Below are 24345 nucleotides of genomic sequence, written 5' to 3' on the forward strand. Positions count from 1 at the left end.
CTGCAACTCGAAAGGAGAAACATATGTCCATGTTCAATCACATTCTGGTTCCGGTCGACGGCTCCAAGCCTTCCATGCTGGCGGCACGCAAGGCCGCCGAGCTCTCCAAGGTCTTTGGCAGCGCCGTGACGGCAGTGTATGTGGTCGATCCCTATCCTTTCACCGGCGTCGGTGCCGACTTTGCCTATGGGCAGTCGCAGTATCTGAGTGCTGCAACGGCCGAGGCCAACACTGCACTGGATGCGGTCAAGGCCATCATGGACGAGGCAGGTGTGCCGGTGAAGACCCTGGTGGGCGAGGGCCATGCCGTGCATGAAGGCATTGTGCGCACCATGGAAAGCGTGGGCGCCGACCTGGTCGTCATGGGCTCCCAGGGGCGGCGCGGCCTTGAGAAGCTGATGCTGGGCAGCGTCACCCAGCGCGTGCTGGGTGCCGTGCGTGTGCCGGTGCTGGTCGTGCGCGAGTGAGCGCCAGGCGGCTGTCCACGTAGCAACGGCTCCCCAGGGAGCCGTTTTTCTTGTGGGCAAGCGTGCTCAGCGATTGAGCAGCCGGGCCAGCCAGCCTTTTTTCCTGCGCTGCAATTCCAGCTCCTGAAGCACTTCGGCCTTGAGCTGCTCCTTCTGTGCGGAGTGTCCGCTTTCCTTGGACATCATGCGCAGATAGACCTTGGCCGAGTCCACATAGCCATGGTCTTCGTTGCGGATGTGGTTGAACAGCCAGCGCGAGAGCATGCCGTGCAGTTCTGCTGCGACATCCTCGCCCGCATCGAAGCGGGTCTGCATCTCGATCACGCGGCGTGTGAACAGCTCGTGCACCTTTTTGTGGGGCCCGGCGAACATATAGCCGGCGCTCTCGATCAGGCTTTCCTCGAAGACAAAATGCGAGACGGTGTAGTCGATCATCTCGCCGATGACATCGCCCAGACCTTCGCGGTCGGGCGAGCTGCGCAGTTCGTAGAGCCGGTTGATGTAGTCGACGATGCGGCGATGCTGCCGGTCGATCTCTGCAATCCCGGTGTCCAGCTCGGGGACCCAGACCAGCAATGCCATGATGTTCTCCAGAAATTCAAGGATTTCCGCAGAAGTATTCATGAGCTTGTCATATGCCGCATTGATGCAGATCAGGTCGATCCGCTGCGGTAGCGCGGAGGATGCCGATCCTCCGCGCATTGCGGCGTCACTCGATCTTGGCGCCCGAGGACTCCACGATCTGCTTGGACTGCTTGAAGTCGGCCTGGAACATCTTGTCGAAGTTGGCGACACTCATGGACTGGGGCTCGGCACCCTGGGTCAGAATGGCCTCGCGCACTTCGGGCATGGCCAGCAGCTTGTTCACTTCCAGATTGACCTTGGTCACGATGGACGAGGGCGTGCCCTTGGACATGAACAGGCCGTACCAGGTGCTCACGTCAAAGCCCTTGAGGCCCGATTCGGCCAGCGTGGGTGTGTCCGGTAGCGAGCTGGAGCGGCTGGCCGAGGTGACGGCAATCGCGCGCAGCTTGCCGGACTTGATCTGGCCGATGGCCGATGGCACGGACGAGACCAGCAGGTCCACGTTGCCGGCCAGCGCATCCATCATCGCGGGGTTGGAGCCCTTGTAGGGCACGTGGGTCAGGTGAATGCCCGAGGCCTTTTCCAGCATCACGCCCGCGAGGTGGATGCTGGTGCCGTTGCCGGGTGAGCCATAGGTGATCTTGGATGGATTTTTCTTGGCTGCAGCCACCACGTCGGCCAGCGTCTTGTAGGGCGAGTTGGCGGCCGTGGCGATCACGATGGGGGTGTAGGCCACATGGGCCACGGGGATCAGGTCCCTGGTGGGGTTCCAGGGCAGGTTCTTGTAGAGATAGGGGCCGAGGACCACATTGTCCTTCTGGCCCATCACCATGTCATAGCCCGTAGGGGCCGCTTTCACCGCTTCGGTGATGCCGATGGTGCCGCCTGCACCCGCACGGTTGTCGGGCACCACGGTCCACTTGCTGACTTCGGTGAGCTTGTTGGCAATCACGCGCGAGAGGATGTCGGTGCCGCCGCCGGGCGGGAAGGGCACGATCATGCGCACGGGCTTGTTGGGGTATTCGGCTGCGGGGTCTTGTGCAGCGGCGGAAAAGCCCAGGCTCGCGCTTGCGATCACGGCTGTGCTGATGAGGATTTGGCGAAACATGAAAAAGAAACTCCAGAGACGAACGGGGGAGCGCTGGCCCGCAGAAAAGGGCGGCGCAGTCGCGGCTGGTGTCCGAGTCTTGAACTCAGAAGCCAGAGTCACGGAAGGTGGGCTTTTCGATGATCGGGGAGGGTGGTTCCGCCATCAATGGGTATTTGTCTTTACCGGGGAGCGCGAGCCATGCTGTACGGACATGATCGCCATCCGCGCGCGCTGCACCGCAGGGTTGCTGCAGTTGCTAGCACGGAGGCAGCGTACCGATCGGGTGTCGCTGCCGATGTGGCCCACGGGCGCGGATTGCGGCTCTGCGTACGGCGTTGAAGCGCTTGCAGAGCAGTCGAAACATTTTGCCACGCATGACCGAGGTGCGAAGGCTTGGTTCGTGAATAGGCCGGGCCTGTACCCCGGCTTTGCGGGGACTCGGCAGTGCAGCCAGGCTTGGGATGCTGACGGCTGCGAATGAAGGCTCAGGCCTGACGTACGTCGGCAATCACCTGGTCGCCGAAATCGGGTCGCGCCAGCCAGGCCAGCACGCGGTCTGCGGCATCGTCGGCCGAGGTCAGCTGGCCGTTGCTGTGCAGACTGGCAAAGCGGGCCACATCCGGGAAATCGGCCGAGGCCGCGCTGCGCAGCTGCACCTGCATATCGGTGTCGATGACGCCGGGGGCCAGGGACACAATGCGCGCGCCGTTGGGTTTGGCCGCTTCTTCCAGCGCCACGCAGCTGCTGAACTGGTCCATGCCCGCCTTGGCCGTGCAGTAACTGGCTTGCGAAGCCATGGCGCGGCGGCCCAGACCCGAGGAAATATTGAGCACCTTGCGGGGAATTGCCCAGCTCTCGGTCGCGCCGAGAAAGGCTCCGGTCAGGGCCATGGGCGCTTCAAGACCCACGCGCAGCGCATGGATCATATCGGCCGCAGGCACTTGAGACAGCGGTGCAATCTGCGGAATGACACCGGCGTTGTTGATCAGGGTGATGCTGGCCCATGCGCTGTGGTCCTGCGTTTCCAGCCAGGTCGTGAGGCGTTGCGCGGCTGCGGCGCTTTGCGCCAGGTCCTGCTCCCATTGCAATAGCTGCTCGGGCTTGCTGGCGCTGGAAGCGAGGGTGGTGCTGGTCTTGCGGGCAATGCTCAGCAACTGATGGCCTTGTTGCAGCAACCGCTGTCCCATGGACAGGCCCATGCCACGGGAGCCGCCTGTCAGAATCGTTAAATGCTTGGTCATGCCGGGCATCTTACGGTCGATTCAAGGCCGAAAAGAACAAGCCCCGCAGGACTGGCGTCCGGCGGGGCTTGCCGCAGGGTTGAAGGGCGATCAATGACCCAGGTAGGCCTTGCGCACCTCGTCATTGCTCAGCAGGTTGACGCCGCTGTCCTCCAGCACCACCTTGCCGGTTTCCAGCACGTAGCCGCGGTCGGCAATCTGCAGGGCGCGGTTGGCGTTCTGCTCGACCAGGAACACCGTCACACCCGCTGCGCGAATGGTTTGGATGATCTCGAAGATTTGCGCGATGATGAGCGGCGCCAGACCCAGCGTGGGCTCGTCCAGCAGCAGCAGGCGCGGCTTGCTCATCAGCGCACGGCCGATGGCCAGCATCTGCTGCTCGCCGCCCGACATGGTGCCCGAGCGCTGCACGGCACGTTCCTTCAGGCGGGGGAAGAGCTTGAAGACATGCTCGATGCCGTCGGCAATCTCGGTCTTGTTCAGGAAGAAACCGCCCATCTGCAGATTCTCGGTCACCGTCAGGTCCTTGAAGACGCGACGGCCTTCGGGCGAGATGGCGATGCCGCGGCGCATGATGTGGTGGGTGGACATCTGGGTGATGTCCTCGCCCTCGAACAGAATGCGTCCGCCGCTGGCGCGTGGATTGCCGCACACCGTCATCAGCAGCGATGTCTTGCCAGCGCCATTGCTGCCGATCAGGGTGACGATCTCGCCCTGATCGACATGCAGGCTGGCATGATCGACCGCGCAGATCGCGCCGTAATGGGTGGAGACCTGCTCCAGTTGCAACATATGCTGGCTCATCAGGCCTCTCCCAGATAGGCCTTGATGACCCGTTCATCATTGCGAATCGCTTCGGGCAGGCCCATGGCGATGGGCTTGCCGTATTCCATGACCAGAATGCGCTCGGACACACCCATGACCAGGCCCATATCGTGCTCGATCAGCAGCACGGCGACGCCGTATTGTTTTCGCAGTTGGTCGATCAGCTGCTGCAGGTCTTTCTTCTCCTGGGGGTTGAGGCCGGCAGCGGGTTCGTCCAGCATCAGCACGCGGGGCTTGGTGATCATGCAGCGCGCGATCTCCAGGCGGCGCTGGTGACCGTAGGCCAGATTGCCGGCTTCGCGGTTGGCGAACTGGCGCAGGCCCATCACGTCCAGCCACTGGAGTGCGTTGTCGATCTTTTCCTGCTCGGCGCGGCGATAGCCGGGGGTGTTGAAGAGGCCGCCGAGCAAGCTGGCACGCGACTGGCGGTGCTGGGCGACGAGCAGGTTTTCCAGCGCCGTCATGCTCTTGAACAGACGCACATTCTGGAAGGTGCGCACCACGCCGTGGTTGGCGACATGGTGGCTGCTCTGGCCCGCAATGCTCTGGCCGTCCAGCACGACAGTGCCGCCCGAAGGCTGGTAGAAACCGCTGATGCAATTGAACACCGTGGTCTTGCCCGCGCCGTTGGGGCCGATGATGGCAAACACTTCCTGAGGGCGTACGTTAAAGCCCACGTTGTCCACGGCCAGCAGGCCGCCGAAGCGCATGCACAGGTCTTTGACTTCTAGCAAATACTCGCTCATGCGTTTGCCCTGCCTGTGGTTGTAGTTATTGAAATGATAGCGTTCAGGCGTAGTTTCATGACTTCACCTCCACCTGATGTCGCTTCATGGGCAGCAGGCCCTGGGGGCGCCAGATCATCATCAGAATCATGACCAGGCCGAAGATCAGCATGCGGTACTCGGAGAATTCGCGCGCCAGCTCGGGCAGCACGGTCAGGATGATGGCGGCGACGATCACGCCTAGCTGCGAGCCCATGCCGCCCAGCACCACGATGGCCAGGATCAGGGCCGACTCGATGAAGGTGAAGGACTCCGGATTGACAATGCCCTGGCGTGCGGCAAAGAAGGCACCGCCGAAACCCGCGAACATGGCGCCCAGCGTGAAGGCCGAGAGCTTGATCTTCATGGGGTTCAGGCCCAGGGAGCGGCAGGCGATCTCGTCCTCGCGCAGGGCTTCCCAGGCGCGGCCTATGGGCATGCGGATCAGGCGGTTGCTGATGAACAGCGTCACCATGGCCAGCAGCAGCGCCATCAGGTACAGCGCGATCACCATGTGCATGGAGTTGAACTCCATGCCGAAGAACTGGTGAAACGTGGTGCCGTCCTCGGTCAGCGGCGTGCGTGTCATCGGCAGGCCCAGCACCGAGGGCTTGGGGATGCTGGAGATGCCGTCGGGGCCGCCCGTGAAGCTGGTCAGGTTGACCAGCAGCAGGCGGATGATTTCACCGAAGCCCAGCGTCACGATGGCCAGATAGTCGCCGCGCAGGCGCAGCACGGGAAAGCCCAGCACAAAGCCGAACAGCGCCGAGGCCGCACCGGCCAGCGGCAGCGCTTCCCAGAACGTCCAGCCGGCCCAGTGGAACAGCAGCGCATAGGTATAGGCGCCCACGGCGTAGAAGCCCACAAAGCCCAGATCCAGCAGGCCGGCAAAGCCGACCACCACATTCAGACCCAGGCCCAGCATGACGTAGATCATGGCCAGGGTGGCGATGTCGACGGCATTGCGTCCGGCGAAGAAGGGCCAGGACGCGGCCATCATCAGCACCACGAAGATGACGACGTTGCGGGTGCCCGACTTCATCTGCGGCACGGCCGGCAGGTTGAGCCTTGGCAGCTTGCCGGCGAGCAGGGGCTTGAGCATCTGCACGACGAAGATGGCCAGGCAGGCCCAGCCGGTCATGCTCCAGTCGGGGGCAATGACGGTGCGCACACCGGCGCGCTCCAGGTGCAGGCTGAAGATGGGCGTGACGACGATGGCCGTCATCACGGTGGCGATCAGCGCATCGCGCAAAGCGGCAGAAAAGCTGTACTTCATCAGACTTTCTCCACTTCAGGTTTGCCCAGCAGGCCCGAGGGGCGGAACATCAGGATGGTCACCAGCAGGCCGAAGGCCACGATGTCCTTGTATTCCGACGAGATGTAGGCGGCGGCAAAAGTCTCGGCCACGCCCAGGATCACGCCACCCAGCATGGCGCCGGGGATGGAGCCGATGCCTCCAAGCACGGCAGCGGTGAAGGCCTTGATGCCGGCCAGAAAGCCGATGAAGGGATTGAGCTTGCCCACAGCCAGCGCAATCAGCACGCCGCCTACGGCGGCCAGCACGGCGCCCAGCACAAAGGTGAAGGAGATGACCTTGTTGGTGTCGATTCCCAGCAGATTGGCCATGTGCATGTCCTGCGCGCAGGCACGAGAGGCCCGGCCCATGCGCGAATGCTTGATGTACATGGTCAGCGCGATCATCAGCACCACGGTCACGGCAATGATGAGTACGCGGGTGTAGGGGATGAAGACTTCGAAATCACCCATGTGGAAGTTGATGGCGCCGGGCAGCAGCGAAGGCACGGCCATGTCGCGTGCACCCTGGCCCAGGGCCACCCAGTTCTGCAGGAAGATGGACATGCCGATGGCCGAGATCAGCGCCACCAGGCGCGGGCTCTGGCGCACGGGCTTGTAGGCCACCTGTTCGACCACCAGGCCGTAGACGCCGGTGACGAAGACGGCCACCACCAGCATCAGGCCGATGATGGCCCAGACCGGCAGGCCGCTTTGCGTGCCTATGGCAGAAAGCGTGACCAGGCCTATATAGGCTCCGATCATGTAGATGTCGCCGTGTGCGAAATTGATCATGCCGATGATGCCGTAGACCATGGTGTAGCCAATGGCGATCAGGGCGTAAATGGCTCCGAGTGAGAGCCCGTTGAAAAGCTGTTGTATCAGCTGGGGGAGAATGTCTGACATGTAACGCCACCCTTGAAACAGGAAAAGGCCCGAGGGCCAGATAGCAAATATCCGGAGGCATGGCCCCTGCCATTGCCCCCGGAAGAAGGTGGTGGAATTACTTTGCGAGCGACTTGCTGCCGTCCTTGTGCCACTGGAAGACCTGGAAGTCGAAGGAGTTCAGGTCACCCTGCTTGTTCCAGGAGACGGGACCCAGCACGGTGTCCACACCGGTGGACTTGTGCATCCAGTCCGCAACCTTGGCTGGGTTGTCGCCTGCTGCCTTGATGGCGGCCAGCAGAGACTGGGTGGCAGCAAACGAGGTCAGCTGGAAGGCGCCCGAAGCATTGCGCTTCTTGTCGGCGAAAGCCTTGACCACGGCGGCGTTCTTGGGGTTGGCGGCAAAATCGGCGGGCAGGGTCACCAGCATGCCTTCGACGGCAGGGCCGGCTATGGCGTTGACTTCAGGATTGCCCACGCCCTCGGGGCCCATCATCTTGACCTTCAGGCCTTGCTCGGCAGCCTGGCGCAGCAGCAGGCCCATTTCGGGGTGGTAGCCGCCGTAGTAGACAAAGTCCACGCCTGCGCCCTTGAGCTTGGTGATGACGGCGGAGTAGTCGCTGTCGCCGGCGTTGATGCCCTCAAACAGGGCCACGTCGATCTTGGCCTTCTTCAGGTCGTCACGCACGGAGGAGGCAATGCCCTGTCCATAGGACTGCTTGTCGTGCAGCACGGCAACCTTCTTGGGCTTGAGCTTCTCGGCAATGAACTTGGCGGCTGCGGGGCCCTGTTGGTCGTCACGGCCGATGGTGCGGAAGATGAAGTGGTAGTTCTTGCCGTCGGTCAGTGCGGGGGAGGTGGCCGAGGGAGTGACGACCACTACGCCTTCGTTGTTGTAGATGGGCGCTGCGGCAATCGAGGCACCCGAGCAGACGGGGCCGACCACATAGCCGATCTTGCTGTTGACCACGCGGTTGGCTGCAACAGGGCCTTGCTTGGGCTCGCAGGCATCGTCCACGGGCACCAGTTCGATCTTCTTGCCGTTGATGCCGCCAGAGGCGTTGGCCATTTCGACGGCGGTGGTCGCACCTTCCTTGACCATGTCGCCGTACTGGGTCAGCGCACCGGTGGTGGGGATGACCAGGGCGATCTTGATTTGGGCATGCGCGGTGGAGACCAGGGCGGCACCAGCCAGGCCCAGGGCGGCAACAACGGTTTGCATGCGGAACGGAATGCTCATGAGGACTTCCTTAATCTCGAGAGATGTTCGAAAAGCGCGATTGCTGCCATAGCAGTTCGCGCAAAGAAGCACAGGTTAATCGAGTGGTAAATGAAGGCAACAGGGTATGCAGGGGCTGGTGCAGGCTTTCGGTTTTTGCTATGTCGTGCATAGCAGCTATTACCCAGGGGCTATGGCTTGACCTTCATTTGTGATGTATAGGCATGTCGAGCCTGGAGCCGGCTGCAAGTGTCTGCAGCGGCACTCCTTGGGGGCCGATTTGGGGGGCGCTTCGGATGCGGTTGCGAAGGGTCTTTGTTGCAACGCGACAACAATTGCTGCTTGACGGTGGCAGCAGATTTGATGCAGCTTAAAAGCCAGGCTCGCTTTTGAGCATCAGCAAAGCACCGGTGACCGGATGTACCAGCTCCAGTGCCGTCGCATGCAGCAACAGCCTCGGGCTGGCGCTGGCCACCGTTTCGTCGGCATAGAGCGCATCGCCCAGGATGGCGTGGCCCGAGGCGGCCATATGCAGGCGCAATTGATGGGTGCGGCCCGTCAGCGGACTCAGCAGGACGCGAGTGCAGGTCATCTCCTGCTGCCCGGTCTGCTCCACCACCCGCCATAGTGTCTGGCTGCTTTTGCCGGTTTCGTGGTCGATGACTCGCAGAGGGCGGCGTTCCCAGTCGGCCGCGATCGGTAGATCGATCAGCTGCCAGCCCTTGGCATCTGCGGTTTCCGGACCCGCCTGCAGATCACCGGCCACCACGGCGATATAGCGCTTGTCGACCTGGCGTTCGGCAAAGGCCTGGCCGAGCTGCCGCTGTACGCCCGGATTGCGCGCCATGATGACCAGGCCCGAGGTGGCCTGATCGAGCCGGTGCACCACCAGCGCATCGCCGAAATGCTGCAGGGCGCGCAGGCTCAGGCAATCTTGCTTGTCCGGGCCGCGACCGGGCACGCACAGCAGGCCCGAGGGCTTGTCCAGCACCAGCAGGTGCTCATCTTCATAGACACAGTTCAACGCACTCATTCAATCATCTGCCGGTGGTTTCAGGGGTTCAGCAACTCATGAACGGTGGCGCAGAACTCCTGCACGTCGTTGGGCTTGTGGATCAAGGCCCTGGCTCCGGCTGCAATCGCTGCCTGCTCGATCTCGGCCGTCACATAACCGGAGGCCAGCGCCACGGGCAGTTGCGGGCTGATCTGCAGTGCCTGTCTGAGCAGGTCCAGGCCGCTGAAACCGGGCATGTTGTAGTCGGTGACGATGAGGTCGAAGCGCTGGGGCTCGCTTTCCAGGGCAGCCATGGCCTCACGCGGGTCGGTGAAGCCCGAGACTTCATAGCCGCGACGGCGCAGCAGGCGCTGGAACAGAAAGACCAGGGCCTGGTCGTCATCCACATACATCACATGGCTGGCGCGCGTGGCCTGTACCGGCTCGGCCAGCGGCGCTTCGGGCTTGTCCGTGCGCAGCGGTACCTGAGCCGGGTGACTGCCGCTCGGCTCGCCGAGGGGGAAGTACAGCGTGAAGCAGCTGCCCTGGCCCAGCTCGCTGTGAACGTCGACGGCGCCGCCATGGGTGCGCATCACGCCATGTACCACCGACAGACCCAGGCCCGTGCCCTGGCCCACCGGCTTGGTGGTGAAAAAAGGCTCGAAGATACGCCGCTGGGTCACGATGTCGATGCCGGGGCCCGAGTCCTGCACCATGAAGACCAGGTATTCGGCCACAGGCAGGCCCAGCCGTTCGCATTGGTAATGGTCGGGCGCGATGCGCATGGCACGCATCTGGATGAAACCGCGCTGGTTGCCAATGGCCTGCATGGCGTTGTTGCAGAGATTGAACAGCGCCTGTTCCACCTGGGTGGGGTCGGCCATCAGCGGCGGCAGCTCCTCGCTCTCCTGTACCTGCAACTCTATGGAAGGCGGCAAGGTCACGCGCAGCAGGCGCGCCGTGTCCGACATGACCTCCTGCACCTGAACGGGGCGGCGCTCGGGCAGGTCGTTTCGGCTGAAGGTCAGAATCTGGCGAACCAGGTCACGCGCACGGCGACCGGCTTTTTCGATCTCTCGCAGGCTTTCCATGGCGGCCGGGTTGTTGGCACTGTCGACTTTTGCGAGTTCCACATTGCCCAGAATGGCGCCCACGATGTTGTTGAAGTCATGGGCGATCCCGCCGGCCATGGTGCCCACGGCCTGCATCTTGTGGGATTCGCGCAGCTGGGTTTCCAGCGCATTGCGCTGGGCTTCCGCGCGATTGCGGCTCGTCAGGTCACGTGCAAAGATGGTGGTGGTGTCGCCGCTGCTGTGGTGCTCGAAGGAGACGCTGATTTCCATGGGGATCTCGCGTCCCGCCATGGTCAGTCCCGTCATCTCGCCCAGCACGGCCTGCGTGGTCAGCGAGGAAAAGGCCAGAGCCCGCGCAGCATCGGGCAGAAAGCGTTCCAGCGGACTGCCCAGCGCATCCTGGGGCGAGCACAGAAACAGGGCTGCCGCCGTGGGGTTGAAGACGGTGATGCGCTGGTACTGGTCGACGCAGATGATGGCATCCAGCGCAGAGTTGATGACCGACTCCAGCCGTCTTTCGCTGGCATAGAGCTGCTGGTTGCGTTCCTGCAAGGCCTTGCGCTCGGCCAGCAGTGGGCCCTGGTTGACCACGGCGCACAGATACTGCCAGGTGGCCGGGCCGTTTTGCTGTGGCACGACCACGCCCGCCACATGCAGGTCGCCGCAGAGTTCGAATTCGTCGGTGATCTGGAACAGCACCTCGTGGACTTCGGCACGCCCCAGCGCCTTGGCCTGCTCGAAGGCCGTGGTCACGCGCTCCGCATCCTTGAAGTGCACAAAGGGCTTGAAGTTGATCAGCAGCCGATCTTTCTCGGTGGGCTGAAATGCGCGGTGGGCCATGGCATTGGCCTGGACCACCATATCGTATTCGTCGACGACCAGCAGAGGCAGCGGAATGCTGGCAAACAGCGTCTCGAAGCGTTCGGAGGCGCTTTCGGCCACGGCCTGGCTGTAGTTGAGCACCTCGTTCTGCAGCTCCAGCTCGTGCTGGTAGTTGCGCAGCTCTGCCACCAGAGCCTGCAGCGGGTCTTCATCGTCGGGCACCAGGGGCTGGGTGCTGGCGTTCAGGCCCAGCGGGGCGGCGCCCGGGGCCAGCAGGGCATGCAGGGGCAGACCGCCGTCGATCACAGGCAGCAAGGGTGGGGGCGTGGGTTCGGAGGAGCTCATGAAACAAGCAGAATTCCCGGCAGTGTAAGCCGGTCCCGGCTCCTGCCCTAGAAAAAGCGGATCGTTGCCCATCATCGGCCCATTCAAGACCATGTCCCGCAGCAGCCCTGGAGAGGGCATGGACCTTGGGCGCTCATTCACTGATGGCAGGGCACGGCCTATTGCCGGGTGCATGGGCTTGAATCGGGATGAAAAAAGCCAGTGCGACGGCGGTGCACTGGCTTTGGCGGCGGAATGCCGGTCTCGGGCTATCAGCTAGCGTAGGCATCCATGGGCACGCAGCTGCAAAACAGATTGCGGTCACCATAGACGTTGTCCACGCGGCCCACGGGGCTCCAGTACTTGGCGCGGCGCAGCGCCGGCAGAGGATAGGCAGCTGTCTCGCGGCTGTAGCCATGTTGCCAATCTGTGGTCAGCAAGGACTCTGCCGTGTGGGGTGCGTTCTTGAGCGGGTTGTCGTCCCGCGGCAGTCTGCCGGCCTCCACTTCGGCAATTTCGGCGCGGATGGCGATCATGGCCTCGACGAAGCGGTCCAGCTCATACAGGCTTTCGCTCTCGGTCGGCTCCACCATCAGCGTGTTGGGCACGGGAAAGGACAGTGTCGGTGCATGGAAGCCGTAGTCGATCAGACGCTTGGCAACGTCCTCGGCCATCACGCCGCAGCTGTCCTTGAAGTGGCGCAGATCCACGATGCACTCATGGGCCACGTGCCCATACTCGCCCGCGTACAGCGTGGGGAAGTGCTCCTTGAGCCGCGCGCTGATGTAGTTGGCGTTGAGGATGGCGGTCTCGGTCGCCAGCTTCAGGCCCGGTTCGCCCATCATGCGGATATACATCCAGCTGATCGGAAGAACGGCTGCATTGCCCAAAGGCGCTGCGCTGACAGCCCCCACCTGGCGGACATCGCCTGCGGTGGCATGCCCTGGCAGAAAAGGCACCAGATCCTCGACCACGCACACGGGGCCGACGCCGGGGCCGCCGCCGCCGTGGGGAATGCAGAAGGTCTTGTGCAGGTTCAGGTGGCTGACATCGCCGCCGAACTCGCCGGGTGCGGCAAGACCTACCAGGGCGTTCATGTTGGCGCCGTCCACGTAGACGCGGCCGCCATGGCTGTGCACCAGCTGGCACAGCTCCTTCACCTCGGTCTCGAACACGCCGTGCGTGCTGGGGTAGGTGATCATGATGCAGGCCAGATTGGCGCTGTGCTTCTCGCAGGCCAGCTTCAGATCCGCCATGTCCACGTTGCCGTTGTCGTCGCACTTGGTGACCACGACCTGCAGGCCCACCATGTGCGCGCTGGCCGGGTTGGTGCCGTGGGCGCTGCTGGGAATCAGGCAGATATTGCGGTGTGCCTCGCCGCGTGATTCATGGAAGGCCTTGATGGCCAGCAGACCCGCGTATTCGCCCTGGCTGCCCGCATTGGGCTGCAGGCTGATGCCAGCGTAGCCCGTGGCCTGACACAGCCAGTCGCGCAGTTGCCGGTCCAGCTCGGCATAGCCTTGCAGCTGGTTGGAGGGCGCAAACGGGTGGATGTCGGCGAACGCTGGCCAGGTGATGGGAATCATCTCGCTGGTGGCGTTGAGCTTCATAGTGCAACTGCCCAGCGGGATCATGCTGCGGTCCAGCGCCAGGTCCTTGTCGCTGAGGCTGCGGATATAGCGCAGCATGGCGGTTTCGGAGTGGTGGGTGTTGAAGACCGGGTGGCTCAGATAGGCTGTGCTGCGCTGCAGGGATTCGGGGATCAGCGAGGTCGGGCCTTCGTCCATGGCCTCGATGGTGGGCAGGACCTGGCCCTCCTGGGCAAAGATGCTCCAGAGCAGCTCGACATCGGCCCGGGTCGTGGTTTCGTCCAGGCTGATGCAGAGATATTCATCCCAGGCCTTGCGCAGATTGACGCCTCGGGATACGGCACGGGCCGCCAGGGCATCGGTTGCCTCCCGGGTATGCAGGCTCAGTGTGTCGAAGGCCGTGTCGTGGTGATGGGCGCTGAAGCCCAGCTGGGCCAGACCCCGGCTCAGGATCGCCGTCAGGCGTGCCACCCGCTGGGCGATGCGCTTCAGCCCCTGGGGGCCGTGGTAGACGGCATACATGCTGGCGATCACGGCCGGCAGGACCTGGGCCGTGCAGATATTGGATGTCGCCTTTTCGCGGCGGATATGTTGTTCGCGCGTCTGCAGCGCGAGGCGGTAGGCGGGCTTGCCATGCACATCGACGCTGACACCCACCAGGCGACCAGGCAGGCTGCGCTTGTATTCGTCGCGACAGGCCATGAAGGCTGCGTGCGGGCCGCCTGCGCCCATGGGCATGCCGAAGCGCTGGCTGTTGCCCACGACAATATCGGCACCCCATTCTCCAGGAGGTGTCAGCAGGGTCAGGGCCAGCAGGTCGGTAGCCACGATGGCAGCCGCCTGCTTGGCGTGAATGGCCTGCACATCGGCCTTCCAGTCCACAATCCAGCCGCTGGACGCGGGGTACTGGATGACCGCGGCAAAGAGATCGCCAGCCAGGGCCGTTTCCCACTCCTGCTGGCTGTTGGCGATCACCACTTCGATGCCGATCGGCCGGGCGCGGGTCTGGATGACTTCAATCGTCTGCGGGTGCAGATCGCCGGCGAGCACGATGCGATGGCTTCTGGATTTGACAGAGCGCCTGGCCAGCGTCATGGCCTCGGCGGCAGCCGTGGCTTCGTCCAGCATCGAGGCATTGGCGATAGGCATGCCGGTCAGGTCGGTCACCATGGTCTGGAAGTTGACCAGCGCTTCCATGCGACCCTGAGAAATTTCGGCCTGATAGGGGGTGTAGGCTGTGTACCAGGCGGGATTCTCGAGGATGTTGCGCAGGATGACGCCCGGCGTGTGCGTGCCGTAGTAGCCCTGGCCGATAAAGCTCTTCAGCACCTGGTTCTTGCTGGCGATGGCCTTGAGTTCGGCCAGTGCCGCGGCTTCGGTAATTGGCGCCGGAAGATCCATGGGCTTGGCGCGAGCGATGGAGTCTGGCATCACATCGCGAATCAAGGCGTCCAGCGTGGGCTTGCCGATGGCGGCCAGCATTTTTTGCTGCTCCTCGGCATCCGGGCCTATATGGCGGGGGATGAATTCGTGGCTGTTTTCCAGCGCTTGCAGCGAAGCGATGGGGGCGGGAGGCGACATCAGCATGGGAGGGACCTATTCTCAAATACTGTGACTGACGGTTTGCATGCCAGGCATGCGTGAATGCCGTATGCCCGCAGGCATACAGCCGGTGCTTCAAGCAGCGCTGGCCTGTTCCAGCGCGGTGTTCATCAGGGCCAGGCGTTCGCTTTCCTGGTCGGCATATTCCCAATCGGGATATTTGCTGCGTGCCACGGTGTTCAGCCATTGCTGGCAGGCCAGGGCAAGCAGTGCCTGCTGGTGCAGATCGGCATCGATGCTGCCCGTGATCTTGAACTGGCCAAAGGCCGTGGCTACGTGGGCGCGGCAGACCGAGCGCAGATAGCTCTGGTTCATGTCGTCGCTGGCCAGCCATTGGGCCTTGGCCGCATCGTCATGAGCCAGCATGTCCTCGGGCACTGGCAGATCCCAGTCGCTCAGTTGCTGCTGCAAAAAACGCAGCGCCCTGGCGGGCTTGCCGCCCGTCTGCTCCTGGTACCACTCTTCAAGTGCGGCCAGTGTGTCGCTGCCGTCATCGTTGCCGAAGGGGCTGAAGTCGTCACCGCAGTCGTAGTAGAAGTCCTGGGTCGCGATGCGCACAAAGGCCGGGTGGCTGGTCTCGCGGGCGAGACCTACTTCCGGATCGTCGAAATACTGGATGGTGCTCATGGCTGCATGCAAAAACGGCCTTCGCAAAGCGAGGGCCGTTGATATGCTTAGTTGTCCTTGGCGAAGTCGTTGTAGGCGGTCTCTTCCATCAGACCTTCGAGCTCGCCCACATTGCTCATCTTGACCTTGAAGAACCAGCCTGCGGCCAGCGGATCGCTGTTGGCGAGCGACGGGTCATCGCGCAGGGCTTCGTTGACTTCGACGATCTCGCCGGTCACGGGCATGTAGACATCGGCGGCGGCCTTGACGGATTCGACCACGCCCGCGACATCGCCGGCCTTGAAGGTGGAGCCCACGGCAGGCAGGTCCACAAACACCACATCGCCCAGCGCATCCTGTGCGTGTACGGTGATGCCGACGATGGCGGCATTGGTGTCAGCGGCGTTGATCCACTCGTGTTCTTTGGAATACTTGATGCTCATGAAAAGCTCCAGATGGGGATTCAGGGGAATCGGGTGTTGTTTGAGAAAGGTCCAGTTCGCACTTTAGCGGTGTTCTGGCCGCTGTTTGGCAAACTGGCCCGTCTCATCCGCGGCGGCAGACCTAGCCGCGGTGATAGCGGGTGGGAACGAAGGGCGTGGCGACCACTTTCATGGGCACGGGCTTGCCGCGCACCATGGCGAATATTTCCGTATCGATGGCGGCGTAGTCGGGCTCGACATAGGCCAGCGCCACGGGCTGGTTGAGCGTGGGGCTGAGCAGGCCGCTGGTGATGTGGCCGATATGCTGTCCGTCCATGTTCTCCAGCACGGCGGGCTCGCGCACGGGAATGCGCTCCAGCGCAATCAGGCCCACGCGCTTGCGGCGCAGCGATTGCGGGTTCTGCAATTGCTCCAGCACGATGGCTGCACCGGGAAAGCCACCCTCGCGTTCGCCGCCGCTGCGGCGCACCTTCTGCATGGCCCAGTTCAGCGCGGCTTCGACGGGCGTGGTGCTGGTGTCGATGTCGTTGCCATACAGGCAAAGTCCGGCTTCAAGGCGCAGCGAGTTGCGCGCACCCAGACCGATGGGGGCCACCTCGGGCTGGGCCAGCAACGCCTCGGCAAAGGCTGTTGCCGCTTCGCCGGGCAGGGAGATTTCAAAACCGTCCTCGCCCGTATAGCCGCTGCGCGTGATGTAGAGCGCATGGCCTTGCCAGTCGAAGTAGTTGCCGGTCATGAAGACCAGAGCTGTCACACCGGGAATCAGGCGCGCGAGGGCTGTGGCGGCTTGCGGGCCTTGCAGGGCCAGCAAGGCGCGCTCGGGCAGAGGAATGACCTCGCAGCGGCTGGCGATGCGGCTCTGGATATGGGCGATATCGGCCTCTTTGCAGGCGCCATTGACGATGAGGAACAGATCTTCGCCACGGTTGACGAACATCAGGTCGTCCAGAATGCCCCCTTGCTCATCGAGCAGCAGGCCGTAACGCTGTTTGTGCAGGCCCAGGTCCATGACATCGACGGGCATCAGCGATTCGAGCGCGGCGGCGGCATCGGGGCCTCGCAGCAGCAGCTGGCCCATGTGCGAGACATCGAACAGGCCGGCGGCCTTGCGGGTGTGCAGGTGCTCGGCCATCAGGCCTTGAGGGTATTGCACGGGCATGGAATAGCCGGCAAACGGCACCATGCGGGCACCCAGTTTCTGGTGCAGGGCAAACAGCGGTGTGGAACGCAGATCGGAAGAGGTGTCAGCAGCAGTCACAGGCAAGCGCTCCGGTGGTCAAACCAAAATGAGTGGCCATGCATGGCTGGGCCATGCGTGGCGGGCTTGCCCTGCTGTCCGCTTTACCTGAGAGATTCACTGCCCGCATTGCATCGGGCAGCTTGCTCCTTCGGTGGATGCCGGCGCACATATGAAATGACGGCCTGCATCTCTCTCCAGCAAGGGACGCTGCAGGTTTGCACACCTGGCAGCGCTTGTCAGTCCTTTTGCCTGAGCGTTTTGACTCCGGGTGGGGGTCTGCGCCTTCGGCGGTGCAAGGCAGCTTCAGCTGCGGGCACTCTCTCCTGACGTTGGCGATTCTAGCGGTGGGCAAGGGGCCTGTTCCACCGAATCGGATGGATTTTGGGGTTTTCGAGCATGCATCGTCCGCTCCGTGCTTGCGTCCTCACTGCGGAGCGGTGTTCAAGACCGGCTTGGGCTCGGGATCGATCTCCTGCACACGCGGAAACACCAGTTCGTAGCGCTGCTCGAAGCAGGCCGTCACGGGCTGGCCCTGGCGCATGGCGGGCTTGAACTGCCAGCGTTCGAGCGAGCGCAGTATGGACTTCACGATGCGGGGATCGGTATCGGCGGGCTGGTAGGCCACACGGCCGAGCTGACCTTGAGCCGTGACTTCCAGGCGGAAGACCACCGTGGTCTCCAGCCCGTTCGGGAACCAGTGGTGACTGACGTGCGGCGTGGTGTGGCGGCGCGGCCGGGGTTGCTGGTCGAGCTGGGCAGGGGGCGTGCAATCTGCCTTGATCCAGGCAGGCCATTCCGTGCTCCGTGGCGGCTTGGACTGCGCATCCAGGGGTGCAACCGGAGCCGGCGTCCGCTCGGGCTGCGCAGAAACGATAGCCGGTGCGTCGGCCGCCGGATCCGGTTTGAGCCGGCTGCCATCAAAGAGGTGGGTGCAGCCCCCGAGCAGCAAGCTGGTCAGAGCGGCGGCGCAGGCGGCAAGGTATGAGGTGCGCGAAATGTCCATGAGGCCATTGTCGGCCATGCGGGCTGCACCTTCAGGGTTGTGCCGGGCGCAGATCCAGTCTCTTGCTGTCGGCCTCGGCGCAGGCACGCCACCAGGCCGAGCCCGCATGCGGAGCGCCCAGGTCCAGGCGCTCGCCCATCATGGGGGTGGCAATCTCTATGCCGTGCTGTCTGCCCAGGCTCAGGATCTGCTCGAACGGGTCCCACCAGGCATGCATGGCCAGGTTGAAAGTGCCGTTGTGTATAGGCAGCAGCCATTGGCCACCGAGATCCCGGTGGGCCTGCACGGTCTGCGCCGGGTGCATGTGGACATAGGGCCAGTGGGCGTCGTAGGCGCCGGTTTCCATCAGCGTGACATCGAAGGGGCCGAAGCGCCTGCCGATTTCGGCAAAACCGTCGAAATAGCCGCCATCGCCGCTGAAGAAGACGCGCAGCGGCCTGTCGGCCTGGCGGTCTTCTATGGTCCAGGACGCCCAGAGCGTACGGTTGCCGTCACGCAGGCTGCGCCCCGAGAAATGCTGGGCTGGCGTGGCCGTGAAACGCAGGCCGTCAACCTCGCTGCCCTGCCACCAGTCGTGCTGCACGATCTTGTCGGCCGGAACGCCCCAGGCCGCCAGTCTGTCTCCCACTCCCAAAGGGCAGAGAAAAATGCCCACCTTGGGCGCAAGCACGCGGATGGTGGCGCGGTCCAGGTGATCGTAGTGATCATGCGAGAGCAGTACGCCGCGCAAGGCAGGCAACTCGTCCAGAGCGATCGGCGGGGCATGAAAGCGCTTGGGGCCGGCAAACGACAGTGGGGAGGCACGCTCGGAAAACACCGGGTCCGTCAGCCACCAGCCGCCGCGCAGCTTCATCAGCAAGGTCGAATGGCCCAGGCGATACAGGCTGCGCTCGGGCGCGAGGTCCAGCTCGGCCGTGCTCAGCGGCAGAACGGGCAGTGCCTTGCCAGGCTCGGAATCGGCCGGCTTGTTGAAGAAGAACTTCCATAGCGTCCCGGCATCTGGCTTGGGGCTGTTGGCCGGACGTGGATGCGTGTTGCGAAAGCGCCCGCCCGAGTATTGAGGCGAGTCCTCGTAGTCGGCGATGGGGGTGGTGAGGCTTGGTTTGCTAAACAAGATCGGGCGCCTGAGTGGGACATTGGCTGCAGTTTGGGACGGTTTGCAGCGCTGCAAGAGCCGATTTGCAAGAGGCCGTATCGCGGCAGCGGCCATTCCCATGATCGGATGCGGCGAATGCGACACTCGCTGCCTGAGGAGCAAATACACATGAATCCCATGGTTCGCAATCTGGAGAGCATGCTGGCAGCCGGCAAGGACGGTGCGCTGCTGCGCTATACCCTGGGCAAGGCCTATGCCGACGAGGAGCAGATGGCAGTGGCGCGCGAGCATCTGCGCAAGGCCACGGCGCTGGATGCCCAATACTCCGTCGCCTGGAAGCAGTTGGGCAAGGTGGAGCTGGCGCTGGGTGATGCACAGGCAGCGCGCGCCGCCTGGCAGCAAGGGCTGAGCTGCGCCCAGACAAAGGGCGATGCCCAGGTCGTCAAGGAGCTGCAGGTTTTTTTGCGGCGCCTGGACAAGCAGTCTGCCGGCGCCTAGAAGCTATCAAAAAAATAGCTGGAAGCGATTGTGGGTCAATCGCTTCCAGCCAATTTTGTCTGAAGTTTGTCAGTGTGCGCCGGCGGCCGCGTCGGAGGCTCCTGCGGCAGAGGCCGGGCGCTTGGTGAACCAGATCAGCACGATCAGGCTCAGGAACAGAAAGGACGACGCCAGAAAGATATCGTCGGCGGCCCGCGTGAAGGCCTGCTGATCGATCAGCCGGTTGATCTGGGCATAGGCCTGCTCGGCACTCATGCCTGCTGCCTGCAGGTTTCTGACCGTGCTGGCAAACGTGCCCTGGCCCTGTACCAGCAGCTCGGTCAGATGCGCATGGTGCATGGACGCCCGGCTTTCCCAGAGCGTGGTGGCAATCGAGGTGCCCATGGCACCGGCCGTGATCCGCACGAAGTTGGACAGACCTGCGGCGGCAGGAATGCGGTCCGGTGTCAGTCCGCTCAGCGTGATGGTGGTCAGCGGAATGAAGAAGAAGGCCATGGCGCCCCCTTGGATCAGCGTGGGGATCAGGATGTGGGCGAAGTCGGTCTCCACGGTGAACTTCGAGCGCATCCACAGCACCATGGCAAACACGATGAAGGCAATCGTGGCCATCTTGCGCGGATCCCAGACTCCGACCTTGCGACCCACCATGGGCGTGAGCAGGATGGCCAGCAGGCCCACCGGCGCCAGGGCCAGGCCGGCCGAGGTGGAGGTGTAGCCCATCCATTGCTGCAGCCACAGCGGCAGCAGCACCACATTGCCGAAGAACAGACCATAGGCGATGGACAGTGCGATCGAGCCGGCCGCAAAGTTGCGTCGCTTGAACAGGCGCAGATCGACGACGGGATGGGCGTCGGTCAGCTCCCAGACCACGAACACGGCAAAGGCCACGACAGCGATCACCGCAAAGGCGATGATTTCATTGGAGGCAAACCAGTCCAGTTCTTTGCCCTTGTCCAGCATCAACTGCAGCGCCGCCACCCAGAGCACGAGCAGGGACAGGCCCACGGTGTCGATTGGCAGCTTGCGCGTGGGCGTTTCGCGGTTGCGGTAGATGCTCCAGGTCATGAGGGCCGAGAGCAGGCCCACGGGCACGTTGATGTAGAAGATCCAGGGCCAGGAAATATTGTCCGTGATCCAGCCGCCCAGCAGTGGCCCGACCACGGGCGCGACCAAGGTCGTCACGCCCCAGAGCGAAAGCGCCACACCGGCCTTGGCGGGCGGATAACTGGACAGCAGCAGGGTCTGCGACAGCGGAATCATGGGGCCGGCCACGGCGCCTTGCAGCACGCGGAACAGCACCAGCATCTCGAGCGAGGAGGCAAAGCCGCAGAGCCAGGAGGTCAGCACGAACAGCAGCACGCTCATGGTGAACAGGCGCACGGCGCCGAAGCGCTGGGTGAGCCAGCCCGTCAGCGGCACGGAGATGGCATTGGCCACACCAAAACTGGTGATGACCCAGGTGCCCTGGCTGGGGCTGACGCCCACATCGCCGGAGATGGCCGGAATGGCCACGTTGGCGATGGAGGAGTCCAGCACGTTCATGAAGGTGGCCAGCGATAGTGCCAGCGTGCCCAGAGCGAGCTGCGCGCCCTTGAGCGGGGCGATGGCTGGCGGCATGGGGCGGGCCGCCGCAGCCGGTGGCGAGGCGCCCGCTCCGGGGTCGTCAGAGGTCGTGGAAGTCATGTCTGATTCCGCGTCTTATTGCGCAGCCTGGGCTGCGGGCTGAGCGGCTGCGGCCGGGGCGGGCAGATCGGCCAGCTGGGTCAGCGCCGGCAGCTTGTCGCCCGCGATGATGTGCTGGATGCGCTGCTCGGCCTGGGCCAGGCTGCCGTCATAGACGGTGGTCTGGGCCACGGGCTCGGTGCGCGGCGTGCTGGCTAGGGCCTGGCCGTCCTTGTCGCGGATATCGACCTTCACGTCCATGGACAGGCCCACACGCAGCGGGTGCTGCTTGAGCGCTTCGGGCTCGAGGCTGATGCGCACGGGAACGCGCTGCACCACCTTGATCCAGTTGCCTGTGGCGTTCTGCGCGGGCAGCAGCGCAAACGCCGCACCCGTGCCCGCGCCCAGGCCCACGACCTTGCCTTCATAGCTGGTCTTGTCGCCGTAGACGTCGGCGGTTAGCTCCACCTTCTGGCCCATGCGCAGATCGGCCAGCTGGCTTTCCTTGAAGTTGGCATCCACCCAGAGCTTGTGCAGATCGACCACGGTCAGCAGCGGCGAGCCGGCGGCCACGCGCTGGCCCAGTTGCACGCCGCGCTTGGCCACAAAGCCGTCCACGGGCGCGATCAGTCGCGTGCGCTGCAGGGCCAGATAGGCCTCGCGCACCTTGGCTGCGGCCGCCATGACGGCCGGGAAGTCCTCGGCCGTCGTGCCCTTGGTCTGGGCTTCGGCGGCTGTCAGCTGGGCCTTGGCAGCACGCACGGCGGCTTCTGCGGCCGCCACGGCGTTGCTGGCGGCCGTGGCCAGGGCCTTGGCATGGTCAAACTCTTCCTTGCCCACGGCGCCGGTGGCCGTGAGCGGGCGGCGGCGTGCCACATCGTCGTTGGCCTTCGCGGCATCGGCCTTGAGGCGCAGCAGATCGGCTTCGCGCTGGGCCACCTGGGCGGCCAGCGGGGCGTTGTTGGCATACAGGGTGCGGGTCTGGCGCGCGGTCTGGGCCAGCTGCGACTCGGCCTGGGCCAGCTGCACCAGATAGTCGGCAGGGTCCAGCTGCACCAGCAGCTGGCCGGCCCGGACATAGTCGGTATCGTCGGCGCCGATGCTGATCACGGTGCCGCCGACCTGGGGCGTGATCTGCACCACATTGCCGGCCACATAGGCGTTGTCCGTGGTCTGGTAGTTGCGGGCCACCATCCAGTGCCAGCCGCCCCAGGCGATGGCGGCCACGGCGACAGCGGCCGCCACGATGGTCAGGCCCTTGCGGCGGCCCGCAGGGTTGGCGCTGGGCGTAGCTGCCGCAGGAGCTTGGGGAGCGTTCTGAGTAGGCTTGGTGTCGGTCATGATGTTGGCGCTTTGTTATCTGTGAAGCGGTTTTGCGCTATTGAAAAAGAGGAGCTGCTAGCGCTTGTCAATAAAAGAATTGAGAGTGTTTTTGCCTTGAATTTGATGGCAGTAAAGCGGTAGCAGCTATTGATTTTGTTGAGCCCGATGTTTATTGCAGGGCAACAGCCGGGGTGTCATCGCTCCAGCCGCCGCCCAGGGCTGCGGCCAGGGCCACGCGGGTGTCGAGCTCGCGCGCCTGCAGGTCCACGGCCAGACGGCGCTGGTTGATGAGCTGGGTTTCGGTGTTGAGCACGGTGATCTGGCTGCCCAGGCCGGCCTGATAGCGCTGCACGGCAAAGTCATAGGCCCGCTCGGCCTTGGACAGCGACTCGGTTTGCAGCTGCTGCTGGCGCTGCAGCGATTGCACGGAGGCAATCGCGTCGCCCGCCTGCTTGACGGCATCGAGCACGGCGCCGTTGTACTGGGCGATGGCGGTGTCGAGGTCGGCCTGTTTGCCGCGCAGCTGGGCGCGCAGGCGCTTGCCGTCGAAGATGGGCAGGCGCAGCGCAGGCGTGATGCCCATCTGGCGCGAGCTGCCCTGCAGCAGATTGTCCAGACCCAGCGCGTTCAGGCCCACAAAGGCGGTCAGATTCACATCGGGGTAGAAGTCGGCCCTGGCGGATTCAATGCCTTGCGTGGCCGCTTCCACGCGCCAGCGCGCTGCCACCACATCGGGGCGGCGGCCCAGCAGATCCGCGCCCAGAGCCTGGGGAACGGGTTGGATGCGCAGCACCGACAGTCTGGGCGAGAGCGCATTCTGCGCATCGGGCGCCTGGGCGCAGAGCACGGCAATCGTGCGGCGCGCCAGCGTGATCTGCTCGCCGAGCATCTCGATCTGGGTTTGGGCATCGGGCATGCCGGCCTGGGCCTGGGTCAGCTCCACCTGGCTGTCGAGGCCGGCCCGGGTGCGCTGCTCGCTCAGGTTCAGCAATGACTGGCGCTGGCCCAGCGTGCGCTCTGCCACGTCCTTCTGGGCAATCAGCCGCGCCAGGGCGATATAGCTGCGCGCCACCTGTGCGGCCAGTTGGTTGGCGGCAGCAGCGCTGTCGGCCTTGGCGGCGCGCGCCTGGCCCAGCGCGGCCTGCAGGTCCGCGGCATGCTTGCCGAAGAAGTCGGGCGACCAGGACAGGCCGGCCTGCAGATTGCCGCTGTTGTAGATATTGCCCGCGATGGGCGCGGGAATCATGCCGTTGGCCGTGTAGCGCTGGCGTGTGGCGTCGGCGCTTAGCGTTCCGCGCACATCGCTGGCCGTGCTGCTGGCGGTGGCCAGGGCTGCGGCTTTTTCAAAGCGGGCGTTGCTGGCAGCCAGGCTGGGGCTGCCGGCCAGGGCCTGATCGATGAGCTGATTGAGCTGGGCATCGCCCAGACCTGTCCACCATTGGGAGGAGGCGAGTGCCGTGGCATCTGCAGTGCTGAGGCTGGCGGAGTCGTTCAGGCCGACATCGGCCGAGCCCAGTCGCGCCAGCGGCTGGTGTGCCGGCCCTTGCGAGGCACAGCCTGCCAGTGTCAGCGCAGCGGCCAGTGCTGCGGTTGCCAGCAGCGGGCGGCCAGGGGCGCACTCGGTGGCGGGTTTGCGTGAAGGTCTAGAGGTCATGGAAAAGTGCCAGTGGTTTTTATTGAAATAGGGCGGTGAAAAAAATA

The 24345-nt window shown here is 63.9% G+C and carries 21 protein-coding genes and 2 riboswitches; of the genes, 2 read left to right on the plus strand and 19 right to left on the minus strand.

The genetic code is table 11. The annotated features are described in order from the left end of the window. Positions 1 to 29: 29 nt before the first annotated feature. Positions 30 to 467: a universal stress protein gene (locus DJFAAGMI_RS04865; RefSeq protein WP_029158699.1), complete on the plus strand. Its 438-nt coding sequence runs from the start codon at positions 30 to 32 to the stop codon at positions 465 to 467. A gap of 66 nt (positions 468 to 533) precedes the next feature. Here the strand turns inward: DJFAAGMI_RS04865 and DJFAAGMI_RS04870 are convergent, their stop codons facing one another. From DJFAAGMI_RS04870 to DJFAAGMI_RS04945, 16 genes are all read right to left on the minus strand, one after another. Next, entirely contained in the window at positions 534 to 1091 is a 558-nt protein-coding gene (locus DJFAAGMI_RS04870) for a bacteriohemerythrin (protein ID WP_085960130.1), read from the minus strand. 85 nt (positions 1092 to 1176) lie between these two features. Next, the gene (locus DJFAAGMI_RS04875) at positions 1177 to 2160 is read right to left on the minus strand and encodes a Bug family tripartite tricarboxylate transporter substrate binding protein (protein WP_211456152.1); all 984 of its coding nucleotides are present in this window, start codon (positions 2158 to 2160) and stop codon (positions 1177 to 1179) included. Positions 2161 to 2627: 467 nt separating this feature from the next. Continuing rightward, positions 2628 to 3392 carry an SDR family NAD(P)-dependent oxidoreductase gene (locus DJFAAGMI_RS04880; RefSeq protein ID WP_211456153.1) on the minus strand — a complete coding sequence of 255 codons (765 nt, stop codon included), beginning with the start codon at positions 3390 to 3392 and terminating at the stop codon, positions 2628 to 2630. Positions 3393 to 3473: 81 nt separating this feature from the next. Beyond that, positions 3474 to 4187, minus strand: coding sequence for an ABC transporter ATP-binding protein (locus tag DJFAAGMI_RS04885; protein ID WP_211456154.1), 714 nt, complete (start codon positions 4185 to 4187; stop codon positions 3474 to 3476). Beyond that, a complete protein-coding gene (gene livG / locus DJFAAGMI_RS04890) occupies positions 4187 to 4954 on the minus strand; it encodes a high-affinity branched-chain amino acid ABC transporter ATP-binding protein LivG (protein WP_211456155.1) in 768 nt (255 codons plus the stop codon). The genes DJFAAGMI_RS04885 and livG overlap by 1 nt, the downstream gene beginning before the upstream one ends. A 55-nt stretch (positions 4955 to 5009) precedes the next feature. Further along, positions 5010 to 6248 (minus strand): high-affinity branched-chain amino acid ABC transporter permease LivM, encoded by a 1239-nt coding sequence (locus tag DJFAAGMI_RS04895; protein WP_211456156.1) that lies wholly within the window; start codon positions 6246 to 6248, stop codon positions 5010 to 5012. Further along, positions 6248 to 7171, minus strand: coding sequence for a high-affinity branched-chain amino acid ABC transporter permease LivH (livH, locus tag DJFAAGMI_RS04900; RefSeq protein WP_003055478.1), 924 nt, complete (start codon positions 7169 to 7171; stop codon positions 6248 to 6250). The genes DJFAAGMI_RS04895 and livH overlap by 1 nt, the downstream gene beginning before the upstream one ends. Positions 7172 to 7268: 97 nt before the next feature. Beyond that, positions 7269 to 8390 carry a high-affinity branched-chain amino acid ABC transporter substrate-binding protein gene (locus tag DJFAAGMI_RS04905; protein ID WP_003055476.1) on the minus strand — a complete coding sequence of 374 codons (1122 nt, stop codon included), beginning with the start codon at positions 8388 to 8390 and terminating at the stop codon, positions 7269 to 7271. A gap of 349 nt (positions 8391 to 8739) precedes the next feature. After that, the gene (locus DJFAAGMI_RS04910) at positions 8740 to 9402 is read right to left on the minus strand and encodes an RluA family pseudouridine synthase (RefSeq protein ID WP_211456157.1); all 663 of its coding nucleotides are present in this window, start codon (positions 9400 to 9402) and stop codon (positions 8740 to 8742) included. 20 nt (positions 9403 to 9422) lie between these two features. After that, positions 9423 to 11603: a PAS domain-containing hybrid sensor histidine kinase/response regulator gene (locus DJFAAGMI_RS04915; RefSeq protein ID WP_249333799.1), complete on the minus strand. Its 2181-nt coding sequence runs from the start codon at positions 11601 to 11603 to the stop codon at positions 9423 to 9425. A 251-nt stretch (positions 11604 to 11854) separates the two neighbouring features. Beyond that, complete coding sequence (gene gcvP, locus DJFAAGMI_RS04920; RefSeq protein ID WP_211456158.1) at positions 11855 to 14758, minus strand: aminomethyl-transferring glycine dehydrogenase; 2904 nt, start codon at positions 14756 to 14758, stop codon at positions 11855 to 11857. Positions 14759 to 14848: 90 nt separating this feature from the next. Further along, the gene (locus DJFAAGMI_RS04925; RefSeq protein ID WP_211456159.1) at positions 14849 to 15400 is read right to left on the minus strand and encodes a MolR family transcriptional regulator; all 552 of its coding nucleotides are present in this window, start codon (positions 15398 to 15400) and stop codon (positions 14849 to 14851) included. A gap of 47 nt (positions 15401 to 15447) precedes the next feature. Beyond that, entirely contained in the window at positions 15448 to 15822 is a 375-nt protein-coding gene (gene gcvH / locus DJFAAGMI_RS04930; protein WP_043002936.1) for a glycine cleavage system protein GcvH, read from the minus strand. A gap of 121 nt (positions 15823 to 15943) precedes the next feature. After that, positions 15944 to 17080, minus strand: coding sequence for a glycine cleavage system aminomethyltransferase GcvT (gene gcvT / locus DJFAAGMI_RS04935; RefSeq protein ID WP_211456160.1), 1137 nt, complete (start codon positions 17078 to 17080; stop codon positions 15944 to 15946). A gap of 64 nt (positions 17081 to 17144) precedes the next feature. Continuing rightward, positions 17145 to 17270, minus strand: a riboswitch (glycine riboswitch). A gap of 19 nt (positions 17271 to 17289) precedes the next feature. Next, positions 17290 to 17398, minus strand: a riboswitch (glycine riboswitch). Positions 17399 to 17486: 88 nt separating this feature from the next. Then, positions 17487 to 18083, minus strand: a complete 597-nt coding sequence (locus DJFAAGMI_RS04940; protein ID WP_211456161.1) for an energy transducer TonB — start codon at positions 18081 to 18083, stop codon at positions 17487 to 17489. A gap of 13 nt (positions 18084 to 18096) precedes the next feature. Next, positions 18097 to 19179, minus strand: coding sequence for an MBL fold metallo-hydrolase (locus DJFAAGMI_RS04945; protein ID WP_211456162.1), 1083 nt, complete (start codon positions 19177 to 19179; stop codon positions 18097 to 18099). A gap of 150 nt (positions 19180 to 19329) precedes the next feature. Here DJFAAGMI_RS04945 and DJFAAGMI_RS04950 point away from each other — a divergent pair, with 150 nt between their 5' ends. Next, a complete protein-coding gene (locus DJFAAGMI_RS04950; protein WP_211456163.1) occupies positions 19330 to 19659 on the plus strand; it encodes a hypothetical protein in 330 nt (109 codons plus the stop codon). Between the two features lie 69 nt (positions 19660 to 19728). On the opposite strand, the gene DJFAAGMI_RS04955 is transcribed toward DJFAAGMI_RS04950, so the two are convergent. The 3 genes from DJFAAGMI_RS04955 to DJFAAGMI_RS04965 all read right to left on the minus strand — a co-directional run bounded on the left by DJFAAGMI_RS04955 (position 19729) and on the right by DJFAAGMI_RS04965 (position 24298). Beyond that, complete coding sequence (locus DJFAAGMI_RS04955; RefSeq protein WP_280031630.1) at positions 19729 to 21342, minus strand: DHA2 family efflux MFS transporter permease subunit; 1614 nt, start codon at positions 21340 to 21342, stop codon at positions 19729 to 19731. Between the two features lie 15 nt (positions 21343 to 21357). Next, positions 21358 to 22662, minus strand: coding sequence for an HlyD/EmrA/EmrK family protein (locus DJFAAGMI_RS04960; protein ID WP_043002931.1), 1305 nt, complete (start codon positions 22660 to 22662; stop codon positions 21358 to 21360). A gap of 151 nt (positions 22663 to 22813) precedes the next feature. Then, complete coding sequence (locus tag DJFAAGMI_RS04965; protein WP_211456164.1) at positions 22814 to 24298, minus strand: efflux transporter outer membrane subunit; 1485 nt, start codon at positions 24296 to 24298, stop codon at positions 22814 to 22816. Between the last annotated feature and the right edge of the window lie 47 nt (positions 24299 to 24345).

This window comes from Comamonas brasiliensis (assembly GCF_018292285.1).
Taxonomy (GTDB): domain Bacteria; phylum Pseudomonadota; class Gammaproteobacteria; order Burkholderiales; family Burkholderiaceae_C; genus Comamonas; species Comamonas brasiliensis.

What these genes read in the sequence shown, in the direction of transcription:
- DJFAAGMI_RS04865 (WP_029158699.1), top strand. Translation starts at nt 30, where the DNA reads ATGTTCAATCACATTCTGGTTCCGGTCGACGGCTCCAAGCCTTCCATG.
- DJFAAGMI_RS04870 (WP_085960130.1), bottom strand. Translation starts at nt 1,091, where the DNA reads ATGAATACTTCTGCGGAAATCCTTGAATTTCTGGAGAACATCATGGCA.
- DJFAAGMI_RS04875 (WP_211456152.1), bottom strand. Translation starts at nt 2,160, where the DNA reads ATGTTTCGCCAAATCCTCATCAGCACAGCCGTGATCGCAAGCGCGAGC.
- DJFAAGMI_RS04880 (WP_211456153.1), bottom strand. Translation starts at nt 3,392, where the DNA reads ATGCCCGGCATGACCAAGCATTTAACGATTCTGACAGGCGGCTCCCGT.
- DJFAAGMI_RS04885 (WP_211456154.1), bottom strand. Translation starts at nt 4,187, where the DNA reads ATGAGCCAGCATATGTTGCAACTGGAGCAGGTCTCCACCCATTACGGC.
- livG (WP_211456155.1), bottom strand. Translation starts at nt 4,954, where the DNA reads ATGAGCGAGTATTTGCTAGAAGTCAAAGACCTGTGCATGCGCTTCGGC.
- DJFAAGMI_RS04895 (WP_211456156.1), bottom strand. Translation starts at nt 6,248, where the DNA reads ATGAAGTACAGCTTTTCTGCCGCTTTGCGCGATGCGCTGATCGCCACC.
- livH (WP_003055478.1), bottom strand. Translation starts at nt 7,171, where the DNA reads ATGTCAGACATTCTCCCCCAGCTGATACAACAGCTTTTCAACGGGCTC.
- DJFAAGMI_RS04905 (WP_003055476.1), bottom strand. Translation starts at nt 8,390, where the DNA reads ATGAGCATTCCGTTCCGCATGCAAACCGTTGTTGCCGCCCTGGGCCTG.
- DJFAAGMI_RS04910 (WP_211456157.1), bottom strand. Translation starts at nt 9,402, where the DNA reads ATGAGTGCGTTGAACTGTGTCTATGAAGATGAGCACCTGCTGGTGCTG.
- DJFAAGMI_RS04915 (WP_249333799.1), bottom strand. Translation starts at nt 11,603, where the DNA reads ATGAGCTCCTCCGAACCCACGCCCCCACCCTTGCTGCCTGTGATCGAC.
- gcvP (WP_211456158.1), bottom strand. Translation starts at nt 14,758, where the DNA reads ATGCTGATGTCGCCTCCCGCCCCCATCGCTTCGCTGCAAGCGCTGGAA.
- DJFAAGMI_RS04925 (WP_211456159.1), bottom strand. Translation starts at nt 15,400, where the DNA reads ATGAGCACCATCCAGTATTTCGACGATCCGGAAGTAGGTCTCGCCCGC.
- gcvH (WP_043002936.1), bottom strand. Translation starts at nt 15,822, where the DNA reads ATGAGCATCAAGTATTCCAAAGAACACGAGTGGATCAACGCCGCTGAC.
- DJFAAGMI_RS04940 (WP_211456161.1), bottom strand. Translation starts at nt 18,083, where the DNA reads ATGGCCGACAATGGCCTCATGGACATTTCGCGCACCTCATACCTTGCC.
- DJFAAGMI_RS04950 (WP_211456163.1), top strand. Translation starts at nt 19,330, where the DNA reads ATGAATCCCATGGTTCGCAATCTGGAGAGCATGCTGGCAGCCGGCAAG.
- DJFAAGMI_RS04955 (WP_280031630.1), bottom strand. Translation starts at nt 21,342, where the DNA reads ATGACTTCCACGACCTCTGACGACCCCGGAGCGGGCGCCTCGCCACCG.
- DJFAAGMI_RS04960 (WP_043002931.1), bottom strand. Translation starts at nt 22,662, where the DNA reads ATGACCGACACCAAGCCTACTCAGAACGCTCCCCAAGCTCCTGCGGCA.
- DJFAAGMI_RS04965 (WP_211456164.1), bottom strand. Translation starts at nt 24,298, where the DNA reads ATGACCTCTAGACCTTCACGCAAACCCGCCACCGAGTGCGCCCCTGGC.